The following is a 14,219-nucleotide window of genomic DNA, read 5'->3' as shown; positions in this document are numbered from 1 at the left end:
CTCTTTTAATTAATTTGCGGTATATGCTAAATCTGGGCGCATACTGCCTGTTTTAGATTCATATTTATGTACATATTGCATGAGGTCTTCAAACAATTTTTCGCCCTCTTCTCCCAGCAGTTTATCTGTTTCTTCAGAAGTTTTGGCATAGGATTGCGCATCTTTTGCTGAAATTACCACGAGGTAATAATCTCCTGTACTTCCAAAACCATTGCGATAAATTCTGAAATGTTGTTTAGCCCCTTTTTCTTCGTAAAGAGATTTTACTTCCTTCATTTTGTTTCTAAGGTTAGCAACATTTTGTGGTGTTACGTAAAAGAAATGCCATTTCCTGTAATTTTCTCCCTCTGTATTGGTAGTAAGGCCATTGGGCATATAAGACATATCGTCTATTAAATGCACCATATAATTGCGATGCGTATCGTAGCATTTATCAAATCGATTAAATATAGCCCTGAAGTTTTCTTCTCCCATTTTTTCCGCTAAAGGCGCCATGGGATTTTTGTCAAAATCGGCCATACTATTAATAGGAGCAATCGTTAAATAGGTTCCGCCATCAATACGGGCTGTGGCCCAGTCTGCATCTTTAAGATCGTGTTCCTCGCAGGCTTTAATAAAATCCTTGGTAACCGCTTCATATTCTTTTAGCATAGAAGGTTTTACCTGGTCTTCATGTACCCAGAAAGCCTGATTGGTATTCTGAGCAAAGAGGTTGGTGGTTTGCAATAATACAATTGTGAGGAGCAGGCTGATAAGTTTTACAGTTTTCATAATTCTCTGATTTTAAATATTATACTACAACTTACCTAAGTAATATTCTGAAAACAAATGAATTAGGATGAACGGTCTTAAATAATGTCCCAATCGACATTATTTTTATCGAAGGCTAAATAGTTTGTAGCTTTTTTAAAAGTTCCGGTCGCATGCCTTTAGCCATGGGAATTGCTTTTTTAGCAATAACCACGTGTGTTCCGGCTATTTCGTCTATCCTGGAGAGGTTGATAATGTAGGATCTATGGATTCTGAAAAAATGCCTTTGTGGCAATTTTTTATCCATTTCTTTTAGGGTTGTAACTAAAAGATATTCTTTTTCGGTAGAAAATATCCGGCAATAGTTACGATCGGCTTCTATATACCTAATGGCTTTAATATCTACTTTCACCATAGTTTCCTGGTGGCGTATAAATAGACATTCCTTTAAAATAAAGGTTGAGTTTTCTGTTTTAGAGCCATTTTTCTCAATCGCTATATTACATTGTAGCTGACTTATGGTTAGCTCAATACTTCGCTGTAAATCTAGTTTCTTAAATGGTTTGGAGATAAAAGCATAAGGATGGGTTGATTTAGCCCTGTTAAAATTGGCTTCATCAGCGTTGGCAGTAAGATAAATAATAGCCAGGTTGCTCTGAATTTCCAACATTTTGTGAGCAGTTTCAATTCCATCAAGTTCCCCTTTTAGCTGAATATCAAGTAAAACAATATCGGGAAGGTTATTCTTTATATGCGTCAAAGCATCTTCACCCCGTGGGATAATACCTGAAACTTCATAGCCCATCTCTGTTAGTTGCAGCGAAATGTTTGCCGCAATAATCATTTCATCCTCAACTATTAATATCTGCACTGGTTGGGCCATTGGGAATTTGTATTTAATTCCTCATAAGCGTCTTATGAGAGATATTATGTTTTAAAAATTGGATTGGGGGGAAGTTTTCCATTTTGGAAAACTCATTGTGTAGATTAAAAAAGTCCTCAGGGCAGAACAGAACATAGAATACCTTATAAATAAACTTCTTACAAAAGGATTCTAATCCTACTAATTTAATGAAAATTTCTCTTAGTATAAGTGTTATTCTAAAATGATCTTCGCATAAATGATTATGTTTTAAATACTTATAAGTTTGAGTTTAAGGTTTTGTTTAGGATTTTTTTGAGGTTCGCAAACACGATTGAGTTTATCTTGAAAGAATGATTATTATAAAAGTTAGAGTTTGGTTGATAAATGCATATCTTTTACTTAATTTTAATTAACAAAATCTCAATCTATGAAGAACTTACTTGTAGCTATAGACAGACGGCAGGATGCAGAACAGCTAATGACGCACGCCATAAACATCGCAAAACTTACCGATGCAAAAATTTGGATCATGCACGTTACCGAGGCAGATCCCGATGATTTTTTAGCGCGCGAAGCAGGACCACAATATGTTTATGAGAAAAGAGCTAAAGAACGTAAGAACGCCAGTGTGGAGATACAAAAATGGGTGGAAGAAGTAAAGGAAAAGTATAGCATAGATATCGAGGGACTTGTAATTAGTGGCGAGGTTGCTAAATCAATTAAAAAAATTGTAGATGAACGTAATATAGACCTCGTTGTAGCAGGACATAAAAAGAAAAATCTGCTTTATGGCCTTTTTGCAGCAAACAAGAAAAAGGACCTTATAGACGACTTAAAAATTCCGTTATTGGCAATTCCTTTAATATAATCTAATAAAGTAAAACGCCCTCAAAAAATAAATCATTTTTTGAGGGCGTTTTGAATTAAGATAGGCGTTAAATAAAATCTCAGTTTAGGAAGATCTTAATCTATTTTTCTAAAATTTCCCTGTCCGTCAAATTCCAGCTCTGTGCCGTCTAATAATTCAACTTCCTGGCTCTTTTTTTCTTTCTCCCATCCAATTACTTGAGAATCTGGATAATTTTCCTTTAAGTAAGTAGCGATAGCTGAAGGTAATGCCGACATTGGGATAGCATCTTTTTGACTGTCTATTTCGATTATATTTCCGTTCTCGTCAAAGTCTAACTCTATTCCGTTAGAGAGTTTTACTTCATATTTATCGTCTGCCCAGATTTGCCATTTGCTATTTTCTTCAACCCCTTCCACAGTATTTGAAGAAAAATTCTGTTGAATAAAATCCTTAGCGGTAGCTGGTAAATTCTTTGTATCTGCTTGTGCAAACATTCCAAAGGCACACAATGCGAAAAATCCTGATAAAATTACTTTTTTCATAAAAATCGTTTTTTAAATTCTATGCGAAATAAACATCCAAAACTGGAAAGAATTAGGAAAAGATCTGGAAAAAAATTCCCATTTTTCTCCAGTTTTGTTATTCATATTTGTTCTATATGGAGAATTGATAAAAAAGTGTCAAATTTGAAATTTATAATTTATTCCAGTTTTTTATATGTTTCAAATCATTAAACCGATTAAAAAATTAATGAAAATTCAATATTTCTTTCTTATTTTCTTTTTGCTAGCAGCTGGCTTCCAGGGTAGTGCCCAGGATATTACAGAGAGTACTTTTGGGAATGGGATAATTAATTCGGTAGCAAAAGATAGTTCCTTCAGTATCAAGTTTGGAGCTCGTTTTCAAGCTTTATATGCAACCGATTGGAGAGATTCTGAATTTGAAGGTTTTGAATCTGAAAGTTCAAATATTTTAATTCGCCGTGCCAGGCTAAAATTTGGTGGTTTTGCTTACTCTCCAAAATTAGAGTATAAAATAGAGTTGGGCTTGTCTAACCGCGATATTGCCGGGGCATCAGAATTTACCGAAGGCGCTCCTATGTATATCTTTGACGCTGTTTTAAAATGGAATTTTTATGAAAATTTTGTTTTATGGGCAGGACAGGCAAAATTACCCGGGAACCGTGAGCGTGTGGTTTCTTCAGGCGACCTTCAATTAGTGGACAGATCCCTATTAAATAGTCGCTTTAATATAGACCGGGATCTTGGAATACAGTTGCATCATAAAACTAATCTTGGGGGGAGTGTAATATTGAAAGAAATCTTTGCGCTCTCCCAGGGGGAAGGAAGAAATGTAGTGACAGGTAACTTGGGAGGACATCAGTATACCGGTCGTTTAGAAGTTTTACCATTTGGGGAATTTAAAGATTATCGGGAAGCTGCATTAGAAAGGTATCAGACTCCTAAATTATCTGTTGGGGTTACCTATGATTATAATGATGATGCAGTAAAGACGCGGTCTAATATGGGAGAATATATGTTTACTGAAAATGGATTTCATCAAACCGATATTTCAACTTTCTTCGCCGATTTTATGTTTAAGTATAAAGCCTTATCAATACTTGGAGAATTTGCTCATAGAGATGCAGAAAACCCTATTGCAAGAGAAGAAGATGGAATGCCTACCGGGGCAATTGTAAATACAGGGAATTCTATTAATCTGCAGGGAGGTTATTTATTAGATAATAATATTGAATTTGTTGGAAGATTTACTAATGTTCAGGAGGATATTGCGGGCTCTCGGTTTCCAAATCAAAATCAATATACACTCGGAGTTTCTAAATATATATCAAATCACAAGCTGAAAGTGCAAACAGATATAAGTTTTAACGATAATCCAGAACCCGAAATGAACCATATTATGTACAGGCTGCAAATAGATTTCCATCTATAATAATTAATCTTTTTAGAGCTTTTGGCATAACTATTCAGGCGTGGAAGAGGTTTTAAAAGCAGTTTGATACTTTTTATTTTTCCTGGGGAAACTGGTTAATGACTTAAGCATATGAAAATTTTAATTATTGAAGATGAGCTGGATATGCTACAGAATATGAAAGATTTTCTGGAGAAGGAGAATTTTGTAGTAGAAACTGCCGATAGTGTATATGAAGCTCAAAATAAAATAGGGGTGTATTCCTACGATTGCATTTTACTGGATATCAATCTAAAAGATGGAAGCGGATTTAGTCTCTTAGAGGATCTCAAAAAAAATAATATAGAAGATGGGGTAATTATTGTTTCAGCGAGGAATTCTCTGGACGATAAACTTGAAGGACTCAACCTTGGTGCCGACGATTATTTGGCGAAACCCTTTCACATGTCTGAATTGAATGCCCGCGTAAAAGCAGTACTTAGAAGGCGGCAATTTAAAGGAAATAATAAAATTACCATTGGCAACCTCTCTATAAATCTTGATGAGCACGAAGTTAGTATAGATGAAAAACCCCTTAATCTAAACCGAAAGGAGTTTGAAATACTATTGTTTTTTACTTCAAATCAAAACAGGCTGGTTAATAAATCAGCCTTGGCGGAACACGTTTGGGGCGATCATATAGACCAGGCCGATAGTTTTGAATTCATCTATTCCCAAATTAAAAATCTCCGTAAAAAACTAAAAGCTGCTGATGCCGATATAGAAATTAAAGCGGTTTACGGGATTGGCTATAAATTGGTAGAAAGATGAAATTATTAAATTATACTACCAGTTATTTTGCTGCCATATTACTAGTACTTCTTGGAATATGGGCCGTAATTTTTTATCTGGAAATGTTAGATGAGATCTATGATAGTCTTGATGATGGGCTAGATAACCAGAAGATGCTGGTTATTAACCGAGCTAAAAGTGATCCTGAAATTATTCAGCGTTTAAATTTTGAAGACGGCAGTTATACAATTAGGCCAATTAGCAATAAAGTGGCGATGAATTTCCGGGATTCTTATCGGGATACGCTTATGTACATGCAAAATGAAAAGGATTATGAGCCCGTTAGATTACTGGAAACCGTGTTTAAAAAAGACGATGAATTCTACAAACTGAAAATCATTACCTCTATGGTAGAGGAAGACGATTTGATAGAGGACTTGTTGTTTTCTCTAGTTTTACTTTACGTAGGTTTGATTTTAAGCATCGTGCTGCTTAATAACCTAATCCTTAAAAAAATATGGAATCCTTTTTATGGACTACTGCAGCAACTTAAAAATTTTAGGCTGGAAAAAGATCAAAAAATCAATACGGTTTCCTCAAATATTGAAGAGTTTAATTTACTCAATACGCGCATAGAACAAATGCTTGAAAAATCTGTTTCAAGTTACAATAGTCAGAAACAATTTATTGAAAATGCGGCACACGAATTACAGACTCCTTTAGCGATTAGTATCAATAAACTGGAATTGCTTGTAGAGAATGAAGATCTCAATAATCAACAAATAGAATTAGTAGCTTCGGTCCTCAATAATTTGGAAGGATTAACCCGAATGAATAATTCTTTACTCTTACTTTCTAAGATAGAAAATCAGCAATTTCCCGATGAAGAAGATGTGGTTTTTAATGATTTAATTGAAGAATTAAAGCGGGATTATGAAGATCTGGCTGCTCATAAAAGCATTAAAATTAATATTGAAAGTACTTCAGTATTAAAACACACGATGAATAGAGGGCTTGCAAAAATTTTACTTTCTAATTTGCTTAAAAATGCGATAGTTCACGGGCAAAAGGAGAGCGCTATTGAAATTTTAATTTCTGAAAATAGCTTCAGCATCAGCAATTCTTCTAATCAGGCTTCGCTGGATTCTGATAAAGTATTTTCCCGATTCCAGAAAAATTCAGGCTCTAAAAATTCCAACGGCATTGGATTAGCTATAGCGCAAACCATTGCCAAAAAATATAATTTGCAGCTTAAATATTTCTATAGTGATAAACACAATTTTCAGCTAAATTTTCCCAAATAAAGTTCGGGGATCCTTTGAAAAGAACACTTCTGCTTAAAAATTCCAGGTTTATTCCAGTTTTGTATTTCACCTTTGTTTAAAATTAAAAAACAATAAAGATGAAAAAGACAGTTTTTTTGGTCCTGGCTATGGCTATGGTTTTTACCGCTTGTGAAGATGATGATATTCGAAATGCTGATATTCCATCTGTTGTGCTCAATGGGTTTACAGAACAGTTCTCTAACGCCACCGGCGTGGAATGGGAGAAAAAAGCCGATTTATATGAAGCAGAATTTGAAATTGAAAAAGTAGATTACGAAGCTATTTTAAGTTCAGATGGGACAATTTTAAAGTATAAATACGATATTTCTTATGAAGCACTTCCAGAAGCAGTTCAGGCCTCCATTACTGCAGATTATGATAAGACAAATATTGATGAAATTGAGCTAATTCAAATTTCAGAAACAAGTTATTACCAGGTTGAGTTTGATGCAGAGCCTAATGATAACAAGATTATTTTTGAAGAATCCGGGCAGGTTACTACTGAAATCACTACCTGGTAATTATCAAAAATAGAATGAAAATGGTAAATAAAATAGCAACTTTAATCGTAGTAGGAGTACTAAGTCTTGCAGGTATAATACTCTTTGGTTATAACGAGTTTGTAACCATAGATGAACTTCAGGACAAGCCAGTAGAATATGAAATTGTTACAAAGTGGCAGTTACCTGAAGTGCTCGATGAAGTATCTGGGATAGATTGGATAGGAGCCAATAAACTTGCCTGTATCCAGGATGAAGATGGGGTCATTTTTATCTTCAACCTGGAGACTTCAAGGCTGGAACAAAAAATAAAATTTGCCGGCCCGGGAGATTATGAAGATATACGTATTGTAGAAAATACCGCCTACATTCTTAGAAGTGATGGGGAAATTTTTGAAGTTAGAGATTACTTATCTAATAACCCGAAAACAAAATCTTATAGCAATTTTTTAACTGAAGATCAAAACCTGGAGAGTCTGGCCTGGGATAAAAGTAATGAGCGTTTGTTACTGGCAATAAAAGATAAAGAACCCAAAGACGATACTTACAAGGGTATTTACCAGTTTTCATTAAACCGTAAAGAATTACAGAAAAAACCTGGTTACCGCCTATATATGGAAGATAGCTTGCTAAAGGACAGAAAGACCAAGCTCCATAAAAAGTTAGAGCCTTCTGCTCTGGCTATACATCCCGTGAATAACAGTTTTTATATTCTGGATGGTAGGGCTCCGCAATTAGTAATTGCCGATAGTGATATGAAGCTGAAGAAACGCTATGCGCTGCGTGAAGATGATTTTGCGCAGGCTGAAGGGCTTACCTTTAGTAAAAATGGAAGAATATTTATTTCTAATGAAGGCAAAGGTGGGAAAGCAAATATCCTGGAAGTAATTTTTAAATAATTCTATGCAAGAAAAAGTAGAGAATGCCAGCGTAAAAAAGAGTAAAGCACCTTTAATATTTTCTTTAATTGTAATTGTGGTTCTGGTAGGAGGTTACTTTTTTGTGCCTTCTTTAAATGAGTTTTTCAATAAAGCCTGGGAAGTTCTAACCAGTAACGACAAACAAAAAATAGAAGCCTGGGTTTCAGATTTTGGTTGGATAGGCCCACTGGTACTCATAATAGCTATGATTGCCCAAATGTTTCTTTTGGTCATCCCTTCAATAGCATTAATGATAGTTTCAATATTAGCCTATGGTCCCGTTGGTGGTAGTTTAATTGTTTTTGTAGCCATATTTTGTGCTTCTTCCGTGGGATATTTTATTGGTCGCTATTTTGGTCCGGTGATCGTTCAAAAACTTCTGGGACCAAAAACCGAGAATAAAATAAGCGATTTTTTAGATGATTATGGTTTCTGGGCGGTGATTGTTACAAGAATAAACCCATTTTTAAGTAATGACGCGATTAGTTTTGTTGGCGGAATTTTAAAAATAGGTTACTGGAAATTTATAGGTGCAACCCTGGTAGGAATAGCACCGCTTACTATTTTTATCGCCATAATTGGAGATAGTACCGAACAACTGAAGTCAGGTTTGTTATGGGGTTCCCTGGTCAGTTTGGCGCTTTTTATCCTATATGTTTATTGGGATAAACGGAAACGGAAAGGGTGAAAAATTGTTGAAATTAGAGAATACGAAGCGGGGAGAGCCAGTTCTACATTTAAAATAAATTCACTTTATAAAGCCCATTTTTCTTTTCTTAAAATCCATACTTTTGCAGTATGAAAGTCCTGGTGGTTATTTTAGGAATTTTTTGTTTGCTTATTTCGTTATACCCTTGTTGTATAGACGATAATTGCGAGCCTACTGCTGTAGAAAAAATAGCTGAACATGAAAACGACCAGGAAAATAAGGAATGTGGTTTATGTTCTCCATTTATTAACTGCGGCACTTGTACCGGCTTTATTCCCGGCGCGGAAGAGGTTGTAACTGTCTCAGAGCCACAGCCCATAGTATTCTCAAATATTCGGACTTTCATTTAAAAGTGTAGAAGCAGAATACGCCGAGAGGGTTTGGCAACCGCCAAAACAGGTTATTATTTCTTAAGAACAGAAATTCTATAATAACCTAAATTTTTAAAATGATTAAGATCTTATTTAAACTTGCGATCTTCCTGATCGCGTTTAATGCTGTGGCTCAAAATTCCCTGGACGCAGTAATTAAAAATGCTGAAGACAATATGCCTTTACTTGGTGCAAATGCCGTTGTGGCGGGTACTAATATTGGAGCTACAGCAAATATTGACGGAGAAGTAACTTTAAGCGGAATCCCAGACGGAACACAAAAGATCGTTTTCAGTTTTGTGGGCTTTTCTATAGAAGAAGTTACCCTGAATTTCCCGAGGACAACTCAAGACACTCTCGAAATTTTTCTTCAACCCGGCGGGGAAGAGATGGATGAAGTGATTATTCAATCTACCCGATCCAGGCGCAGCATAGCCGATTTACCGACTCGCGTAGAAGTGATCTCTGGAGAGGAGCTTACCGAAAAAGGGAATATGAAACCCGGCGATATCAGGATGTTGCTCAATGAGACTACCGGAATTCAAACACAACAAACTTCTGCGATTTCGGGTAATTCAAGTATTAGAATTCAAGGTTTAGACGGGAAATATACCCAGTTGCTAAAAGACGGCTATCCTTTATACTCCGGATTTTCAGGAGGCCTTAGTTTGCTGCAAATTGTTCCGCTAGACTTGCAACAAGTTGAGGTGATTAAAGGTTCCTCTTCTACACTTTATGGTGGAGGCGCTATAGCCGGCCTGGTGAATCTTATTTCTAAAACCCCGGGAGAAGAAAGAGAGCTCAATTTTATGTTGAATGCGACTTCTGCTTTAGGATTGGATTTAAGCGGATTTTATTCTGATACCTACGGAAAGCTAGGTACAACCGTCTTTGCGTCCTATAATATTGGTTCGCCATACGATCCCGCAGATATTGGTTTGACTGCCATTCCTGAATACAATCGTTATACTATAAATCCCAGGATTTTTTATGAATTTACAGAAGATACTAAGCTAGATATTGGGGTAAACACTACTGTAGAAGAACGTACCGGTGGAAATATAGATTACTTGGAAGGAGAAGAAGTTGAAGATCCCTTTTTTGAAAGGAATAATACCGCGAGAACTACCTTGCAATCGGGTTTTGAACATTCCTGGAATGACAATAATCGTTTTAATCTAAAAAATAGTTTTAGCTTTTTTGATCGGGAAATAGAAACCGGAGATTACATTTTTGCTGGAAACCAATTTGCTTCCTATAATGAGGCTTCCGTAGTCTTCGGAACTGATAAAATGGAATGGGTTGGGGGTTTAAATTTATGGGTAGATCGCTTTGAACAAGATGTGCTTACCGATGCGCCCGTTGTGGATTATGAACATCTTACTTATGGAGCTTTTATACAGAACAACTGGACAGCTACCGATTGGTTTCAGCTGGAAACAGGCCTTAGAACCGATTATCAGAATGAATATGGATGGTTTGTATTACCCAGAATTTCAGCGATGTTCACTATTAGTGATGCCATAACCACCAGGATTGGGGGCGGAATGGGCTACAAAACTCCTTCTGTATTTACTGAAGATGCCGAGCGACTTCAATTTAGGAATGTAATGCCTATTGATGTGAGTTCTACCGAAGCTGAAAATTCTATTGGCGGAAATTTTGATATTAATTACCGTACAGAGCTTTTTGAAACCATAGAATTTACGAGCAATACACTTTTCTTCTATACAAAAATCGATAAGCCCATAATTCTCGAAAATACTTCTGAAGGAATTTTTGAATACCTACAACCCGATGGATTTATTGAAAGTAAGGGAATAGAAGCGAATTTAAAATTTGGATATAAAGATTTTAAATTATTCACTGGCTATACATTTGCCGATGTAAATCGTACAGAAAACGGGAATACTTTTGAAATGCCTTTAGTTTCCAAACATCGCTTAAATAACGTATTGATGTATGAACTGCACGAAAAGCTAAAAATTGGTCTGGAAGGTTATTATTTTAGTCCGCAGCAGTTAAGCAGTGGTGCTACGGGACAGGACTATTGGATTTTTGGTTTGATGATGGAAAAATTATGGGAAGATTTTTCGATTTTCCTGAATTTTGAAAACTTTACCGACACCCGTCAAACTCGTTTTGATTCTATTTATACAGGTTCTATTTCCAATCCACAATTCAGGGATATTTATGCTCCTGTAGATGGTTTTGTGGTAAACGGAGGAATAAAATTGTTTTTCTAAATTTTTAATTGATTTAATAATGAGAACGGAGCTTTTACAGGCTCCGTTTTTGTTTTATACCATATAGCAACCTATCTCATTACTTTTAAAAATTCTTTATAAAATAGTGCTAAAGCCTTGGTTATTAGGTTTCGAATAATGAGTTGTTTTTTGATACTTACAAAACATAATTTTTCTTTGAAATAAAGCCCTGGTTGCTAACTTCCAAAAAAATAGTAACTTAGAAGAAGCTGTGTTTAAAGAATTACGAACCTGGAGCAGAAGAAACTAAAGCGACATCCTATCTGTCACAATAGCAACTGCTTCTATTGAAGTAGGTATTATTTTAACTCAATTATTAATTAAAGCTAAAGCCGGTTTATTGGCTTTTCGGTCACCATTCCTTTTATGGCTGGCCGTGGTAGGCTTTTGTGTATTTAGCTGCGCTCCAAAGCTCCAAAATGTAGAAGCACCTATTGAGCAAGTTGAAGATTTTTCCTTTACCGGGACTGAAGCCATCCCCGAAAAATGGTGGACTTCATTTAACGATCCTGAACTAAATAATTTAATTGATAGTGCTCTTACAGAAAATCTCAACCTTGCCGCCACCTGGGAACAATTTATGGCAGCACAGGCCATTTTACGGCGGGAAAAATCTTCTTTGTGGCCAGATATTGAACTGGTTGCCAGAAGTGCCGTAAGCCGTCCTGAACCTGATTTTGCGGGTGGAGAAAACTTTCAGGCAGGGCTTGCCGCCGCTTATGAAGTAGATTTATGGGGAAGAATACGTGCCGGCATAGAAGCCGAAGAATTTAGAGCAGAAGCCTCTTTCTATGACTATCAGGCTGCAGCTATGACTCTTTCAGCAGAAATAAGTGCCACCTGGTTTCAGCTATTAACCCTTAAAAAGCAACTGGGTTTAACCAACCGCCAAATTGAAACCAATGAAGAAATTATAAGACTTATTCGCGCAAGATTTACAAGCGGACAAATTCGAGCAGTAGACATTTTGCGCCAGCAGCAGTTATTGGAGAGTACACGAGATCAAAAGATTTTCTTTGAAACCCAATTGCGACTTCAAAAAAATCAATTGGCGGTGCTGCTGGGACGTCCTCCGCAAAATTTATCTATTAGTGCGGAAAGCAACCTACCAGAATTACCTCCTCTTCCCGAGACCGGACTTCCGCTGGAGCTTATTAGGCGGCGTCCAGATGTTAAGCAGGCGTACAACCAGGTCCTGGCGGCAGACCGGGAAATGGCCGTGGCCATAAGAAATAAATATCCTCGTATCTCATTTGATATAATCGCCCAATCCAGATCTAATAATTATGGCAACCTCTTCCAGGACTGGGCATATACCCTGGCCGGAAATCTTGTAGCTCCTTTATTATACGGCGGTCGCAATAGGGCAGAAGTTGATCGTACCGAGGCTTTAAAAAATCAACAACTCTTTTTATACGGGCAAACGGTGCTGAATTCATTTAGAGAAGTAGAAGATGCACTTATCCAGGAACAAAAACAGAAAGAAAGAATTGAGGTTCTGAAACGCAGGCTGGATTTGGCCCAAAAAACGAATAAACAATTAAGAATAGAATTTCTAAACGGCCTTAGCGAATATCTGGACGTACTCCTTTCGCTAGACCAGGAGCAGCAGTTACAAAGAGATATTCTGGAGGCCCGGCAAACGCTCCTGGAGCATAGAATCACTTTATACCGCACCCTTGCCGGTGGATTTGAAACAGAACGAACAGATTCCGAAGAATTTTAAATAAAGAGAAAGGCAAATATGAGCACAAAAAAAATATTGATTATCTGTTTCGGTATCCTGCTTCTCGCAGTTATCGTTACTTATTTTATTTTTTCTACCGAACCTACGGCAAGTTCTGAAGGTGCTACGAAAAAAACAGCTATGCTCATAGATGTTGTAAAAGCTGAACAGGGAGATTTTAAGCCTGTTATTGAAGCTACCGGTACGGTTCAACCGGTTGAGGATGTGATGCTGAGTCCGCAGGTGAGTGGCCAGGTAATTTGCAGGTCTCCGGAATTTATTCCAGGTGGTTTTGTTAAAAAAGGGGCTGTATTATTGCAGATTGATCCTTCAGATTTTAGAAATACCCTGGAGTTACGAAAAAGCGATCTTTTACAGGCTAAAACCGATCTAAATATGGAAATGGGACGACAGGAAGTGGCAGAACAGGACCTGGAATTAGCCGGTGTAGACTCTCTTTCAGCAAATCAACGTTCCCTTGTACTTCGCCAACCACAATTAGATGCCATAAAAGCCCGGGTAAAGGCTGCTGAAGCGGCGGTAGCACAGGCTGAACTGGAATTATCACGAACCACAATAAGAGCGCCTTTTGATGCCCACATTTTAAGTCAGAATGTGACCGTAGGATCACAAGTCACCCCCGGCGACCAGCTGGGTCGGTTAGTGGGTAGCGAACAATATTGGGTTAACCTTACAGTTCCTGTAGATAAACTCCAATGGTTATCTTTTCCAAAGTCTGGTGAAGAGAAAGGATCTACAGTACAGATTAGAAATTCTGGTTGGCCAAAAGATATCTATCGAATAGGTTATCTGGATAAACAAGTAGGAGCATTAGATGACCAAACAAGACTTGCGCGTGTGCTTGTAAGAGTAAATGATCCGCTGGCGCGAGAAGATACTACCAATATTCAACGAGAACTTATAATAGGAGGTTTTGTTGAGGCAGAAGTACAGGCTCGGGAAATCGAGAACGTGGTGCGGTTGAATCGTGATTACCTAAGAACTAACCAGACAGTTTGGGTAAATGAGGACGGGGAATTGTCTATCAGGGAAGTGGAGATTATTCTAACAGATGCTAAATACGCATACATTAGTAAGGGACTTGAACAGGGAGAAAATATAATTACTACCAATCTAAGTGTGGTTTCTGAAGGAGCTAAACTGAGAACAAAAGCACCAGAAACGTCTTCTAAAAACAATGATACCCAGCAACAAAATATAGACGAATAATAG

14 protein-coding genes are annotated in these 14,219 nt (G+C 37.0%); 11 read left to right on the top strand and 3 right to left on the bottom strand.

Annotated elements, in window-relative coordinates; all coding sequences use genetic code 11:
* Positions 1 to 9 precede the first annotated feature (9 nt).
* Complete coding sequence (locus APB85_RS13525) at positions 10 to 771, bottom strand: hypothetical protein (RefSeq protein ID WP_057481958.1); 762 nt, start codon at positions 769 to 771, stop codon at positions 10 to 12.
* Positions 772 to 886: 115 nt separating this feature from the next.
* Entirely contained in the window at positions 887 to 1,633 is a 747-nt protein-coding gene (locus APB85_RS13520; protein ID WP_057481957.1) for a LytR/AlgR family response regulator transcription factor, read from the bottom strand.
* 409 nt (positions 1,634 to 2,042) lie between these two features.
* On the opposite strand from APB85_RS13520, the gene APB85_RS13515 reads away from it, so the two are divergent.
* The gene (locus APB85_RS13515) at positions 2,043 to 2,483 is read left to right on the top strand and encodes a universal stress protein (protein WP_057481956.1); all 441 of its coding nucleotides are present in this window, start codon (positions 2,043 to 2,045) and stop codon (positions 2,481 to 2,483) included.
* Positions 2,484 to 2,578: 95 nt separating this feature from the next.
* Here APB85_RS13515 and APB85_RS13510 read toward each other — a convergent pair whose 3' ends face one another.
* Positions 2,579 to 3,007, bottom strand: a complete 429-nt coding sequence (locus APB85_RS13510) for a PepSY-like domain-containing protein (protein WP_057481955.1) — start codon at positions 3,005 to 3,007, stop codon at positions 2,579 to 2,581.
* Between the two features lie 208 nt (positions 3,008 to 3,215).
* Between APB85_RS13510 and APB85_RS13505 the strand changes: the two genes are divergently transcribed.
* The 10 genes from APB85_RS13505 (at position 3,216) to APB85_RS13460 (ending at position 14,216) form a co-directional block, all read left to right on the top strand.
* A complete protein-coding gene (locus APB85_RS13505) occupies positions 3,216 to 4,418 on the top strand; it encodes a porin (protein WP_057482323.1) in 1,203 nt (400 codons plus the stop codon).
* A gap of 111 nt (positions 4,419 to 4,529) precedes the next feature.
* Positions 4,530 to 5,207: a response regulator transcription factor gene (locus tag APB85_RS13500; protein WP_057481954.1), complete on the top strand. Its 678-nt coding sequence runs from the start codon at positions 4,530 to 4,532 to the stop codon at positions 5,205 to 5,207.
* A complete protein-coding gene (locus tag APB85_RS13495; RefSeq protein WP_057481953.1) occupies positions 5,204 to 6,472 on the top strand; it encodes a sensor histidine kinase in 1,269 nt (422 codons plus the stop codon). Before APB85_RS13500 ends, APB85_RS13495 begins: the two co-directional genes overlap by 4 nt.
* A 98-nt stretch (positions 6,473 to 6,570) precedes the next feature.
* Positions 6,571 to 7,014, top strand: a complete 444-nt coding sequence (locus APB85_RS13490; protein WP_057481952.1) for a PepSY-like domain-containing protein — start codon at positions 6,571 to 6,573, stop codon at positions 7,012 to 7,014.
* Between the two features lie 20 nt (positions 7,015 to 7,034).
* Positions 7,035 to 7,892 (top strand): SdiA-regulated domain-containing protein, encoded by an 858-nt coding sequence (locus APB85_RS13485; protein ID WP_063870586.1) that lies wholly within the window; start codon positions 7,035 to 7,037, stop codon positions 7,890 to 7,892.
* Between the two features lie 4 nt (positions 7,893 to 7,896).
* A complete protein-coding gene (locus APB85_RS13480) occupies positions 7,897 to 8,601 on the top strand; it encodes a TVP38/TMEM64 family protein (protein WP_057481950.1) in 705 nt (234 codons plus the stop codon).
* A 110-nt stretch (positions 8,602 to 8,711) separates the two neighbouring features.
* Complete coding sequence (locus APB85_RS13475) at positions 8,712 to 8,972, top strand: DUF6660 family protein (RefSeq protein ID WP_057481949.1); 261 nt, start codon at positions 8,712 to 8,714, stop codon at positions 8,970 to 8,972.
* A gap of 98 nt (positions 8,973 to 9,070) precedes the next feature.
* Positions 9,071 to 11,239 carry a TonB-dependent receptor gene (locus APB85_RS13470; RefSeq protein ID WP_057481948.1) on the top strand — a complete coding sequence of 723 codons (2,169 nt, stop codon included), beginning with the start codon at positions 9,071 to 9,073 and terminating at the stop codon, positions 11,237 to 11,239.
* 361 nt (positions 11,240 to 11,600) lie between these two features.
* Entirely contained in the window at positions 11,601 to 12,986 is a 1,386-nt protein-coding gene (locus APB85_RS13465) for an efflux transporter outer membrane subunit (RefSeq protein WP_057481947.1), read from the top strand.
* Between the two features lie 18 nt (positions 12,987 to 13,004).
* Positions 13,005 to 14,216 carry an efflux RND transporter periplasmic adaptor subunit gene (locus APB85_RS13460; RefSeq protein WP_057481946.1) on the top strand — a complete coding sequence of 404 codons (1,212 nt, stop codon included), beginning with the start codon at positions 13,005 to 13,007 and terminating at the stop codon, positions 14,214 to 14,216.
* Positions 14,217 to 14,219 lie beyond the last annotated feature (3 nt).

The sequence above is a fragment of the Salegentibacter mishustinae genome, assembly GCF_002900095.1.
Taxonomy (GTDB): Bacteria; Bacteroidota; Bacteroidia; order Flavobacteriales; family Flavobacteriaceae; genus Salegentibacter; species Salegentibacter mishustinae.
This window is presented reverse-complemented; position numbering and strand designations above follow the sequence as displayed.

Excerpts from the sequence above, each read along its gene's own strand:
- APB85_RS13525 (WP_057481958.1), bottom strand. The coding sequence starts at position 771 with ATGAAAACTGTAAAACTTATCAGCCTGCTCCTCACAATTGTATTATTG.
- APB85_RS13520 (WP_057481957.1), bottom strand. The coding sequence starts at position 1,633 with ATGGCCCAACCAGTGCAGATATTAATAGTTGAGGATGAAATGATTATT.
- APB85_RS13515 (WP_057481956.1), top strand. The coding sequence starts at position 2,043 with ATGAAGAACTTACTTGTAGCTATAGACAGACGGCAGGATGCAGAACAG.
- APB85_RS13510 (WP_057481955.1), bottom strand. The coding sequence starts at position 3,007 with ATGAAAAAAGTAATTTTATCAGGATTTTTCGCATTGTGTGCCTTTGGA.
- APB85_RS13505 (WP_057482323.1), top strand. The coding sequence starts at position 3,216 with ATGAAAATTCAATATTTCTTTCTTATTTTCTTTTTGCTAGCAGCTGGC.
- APB85_RS13500 (WP_057481954.1), top strand. The coding sequence starts at position 4,530 with ATGAAAATTTTAATTATTGAAGATGAGCTGGATATGCTACAGAATATG.
- APB85_RS13495 (WP_057481953.1), top strand. The coding sequence starts at position 5,204 with ATGAAATTATTAAATTATACTACCAGTTATTTTGCTGCCATATTACTA.
- APB85_RS13490 (WP_057481952.1), top strand. The coding sequence starts at position 6,571 with ATGAAAAAGACAGTTTTTTTGGTCCTGGCTATGGCTATGGTTTTTACC.
- APB85_RS13485 (WP_063870586.1), top strand. The coding sequence starts at position 7,035 with ATGGTAAATAAAATAGCAACTTTAATCGTAGTAGGAGTACTAAGTCTT.
- APB85_RS13480 (WP_057481950.1), top strand. The coding sequence starts at position 7,897 with ATGCAAGAAAAAGTAGAGAATGCCAGCGTAAAAAAGAGTAAAGCACCT.
- APB85_RS13475 (WP_057481949.1), top strand. The coding sequence starts at position 8,712 with ATGAAAGTCCTGGTGGTTATTTTAGGAATTTTTTGTTTGCTTATTTCG.
- APB85_RS13470 (WP_057481948.1), top strand. The coding sequence starts at position 9,071 with ATGATTAAGATCTTATTTAAACTTGCGATCTTCCTGATCGCGTTTAAT.
- APB85_RS13460 (WP_057481946.1), top strand. The coding sequence starts at position 13,005 with ATGAGCACAAAAAAAATATTGATTATCTGTTTCGGTATCCTGCTTCTC.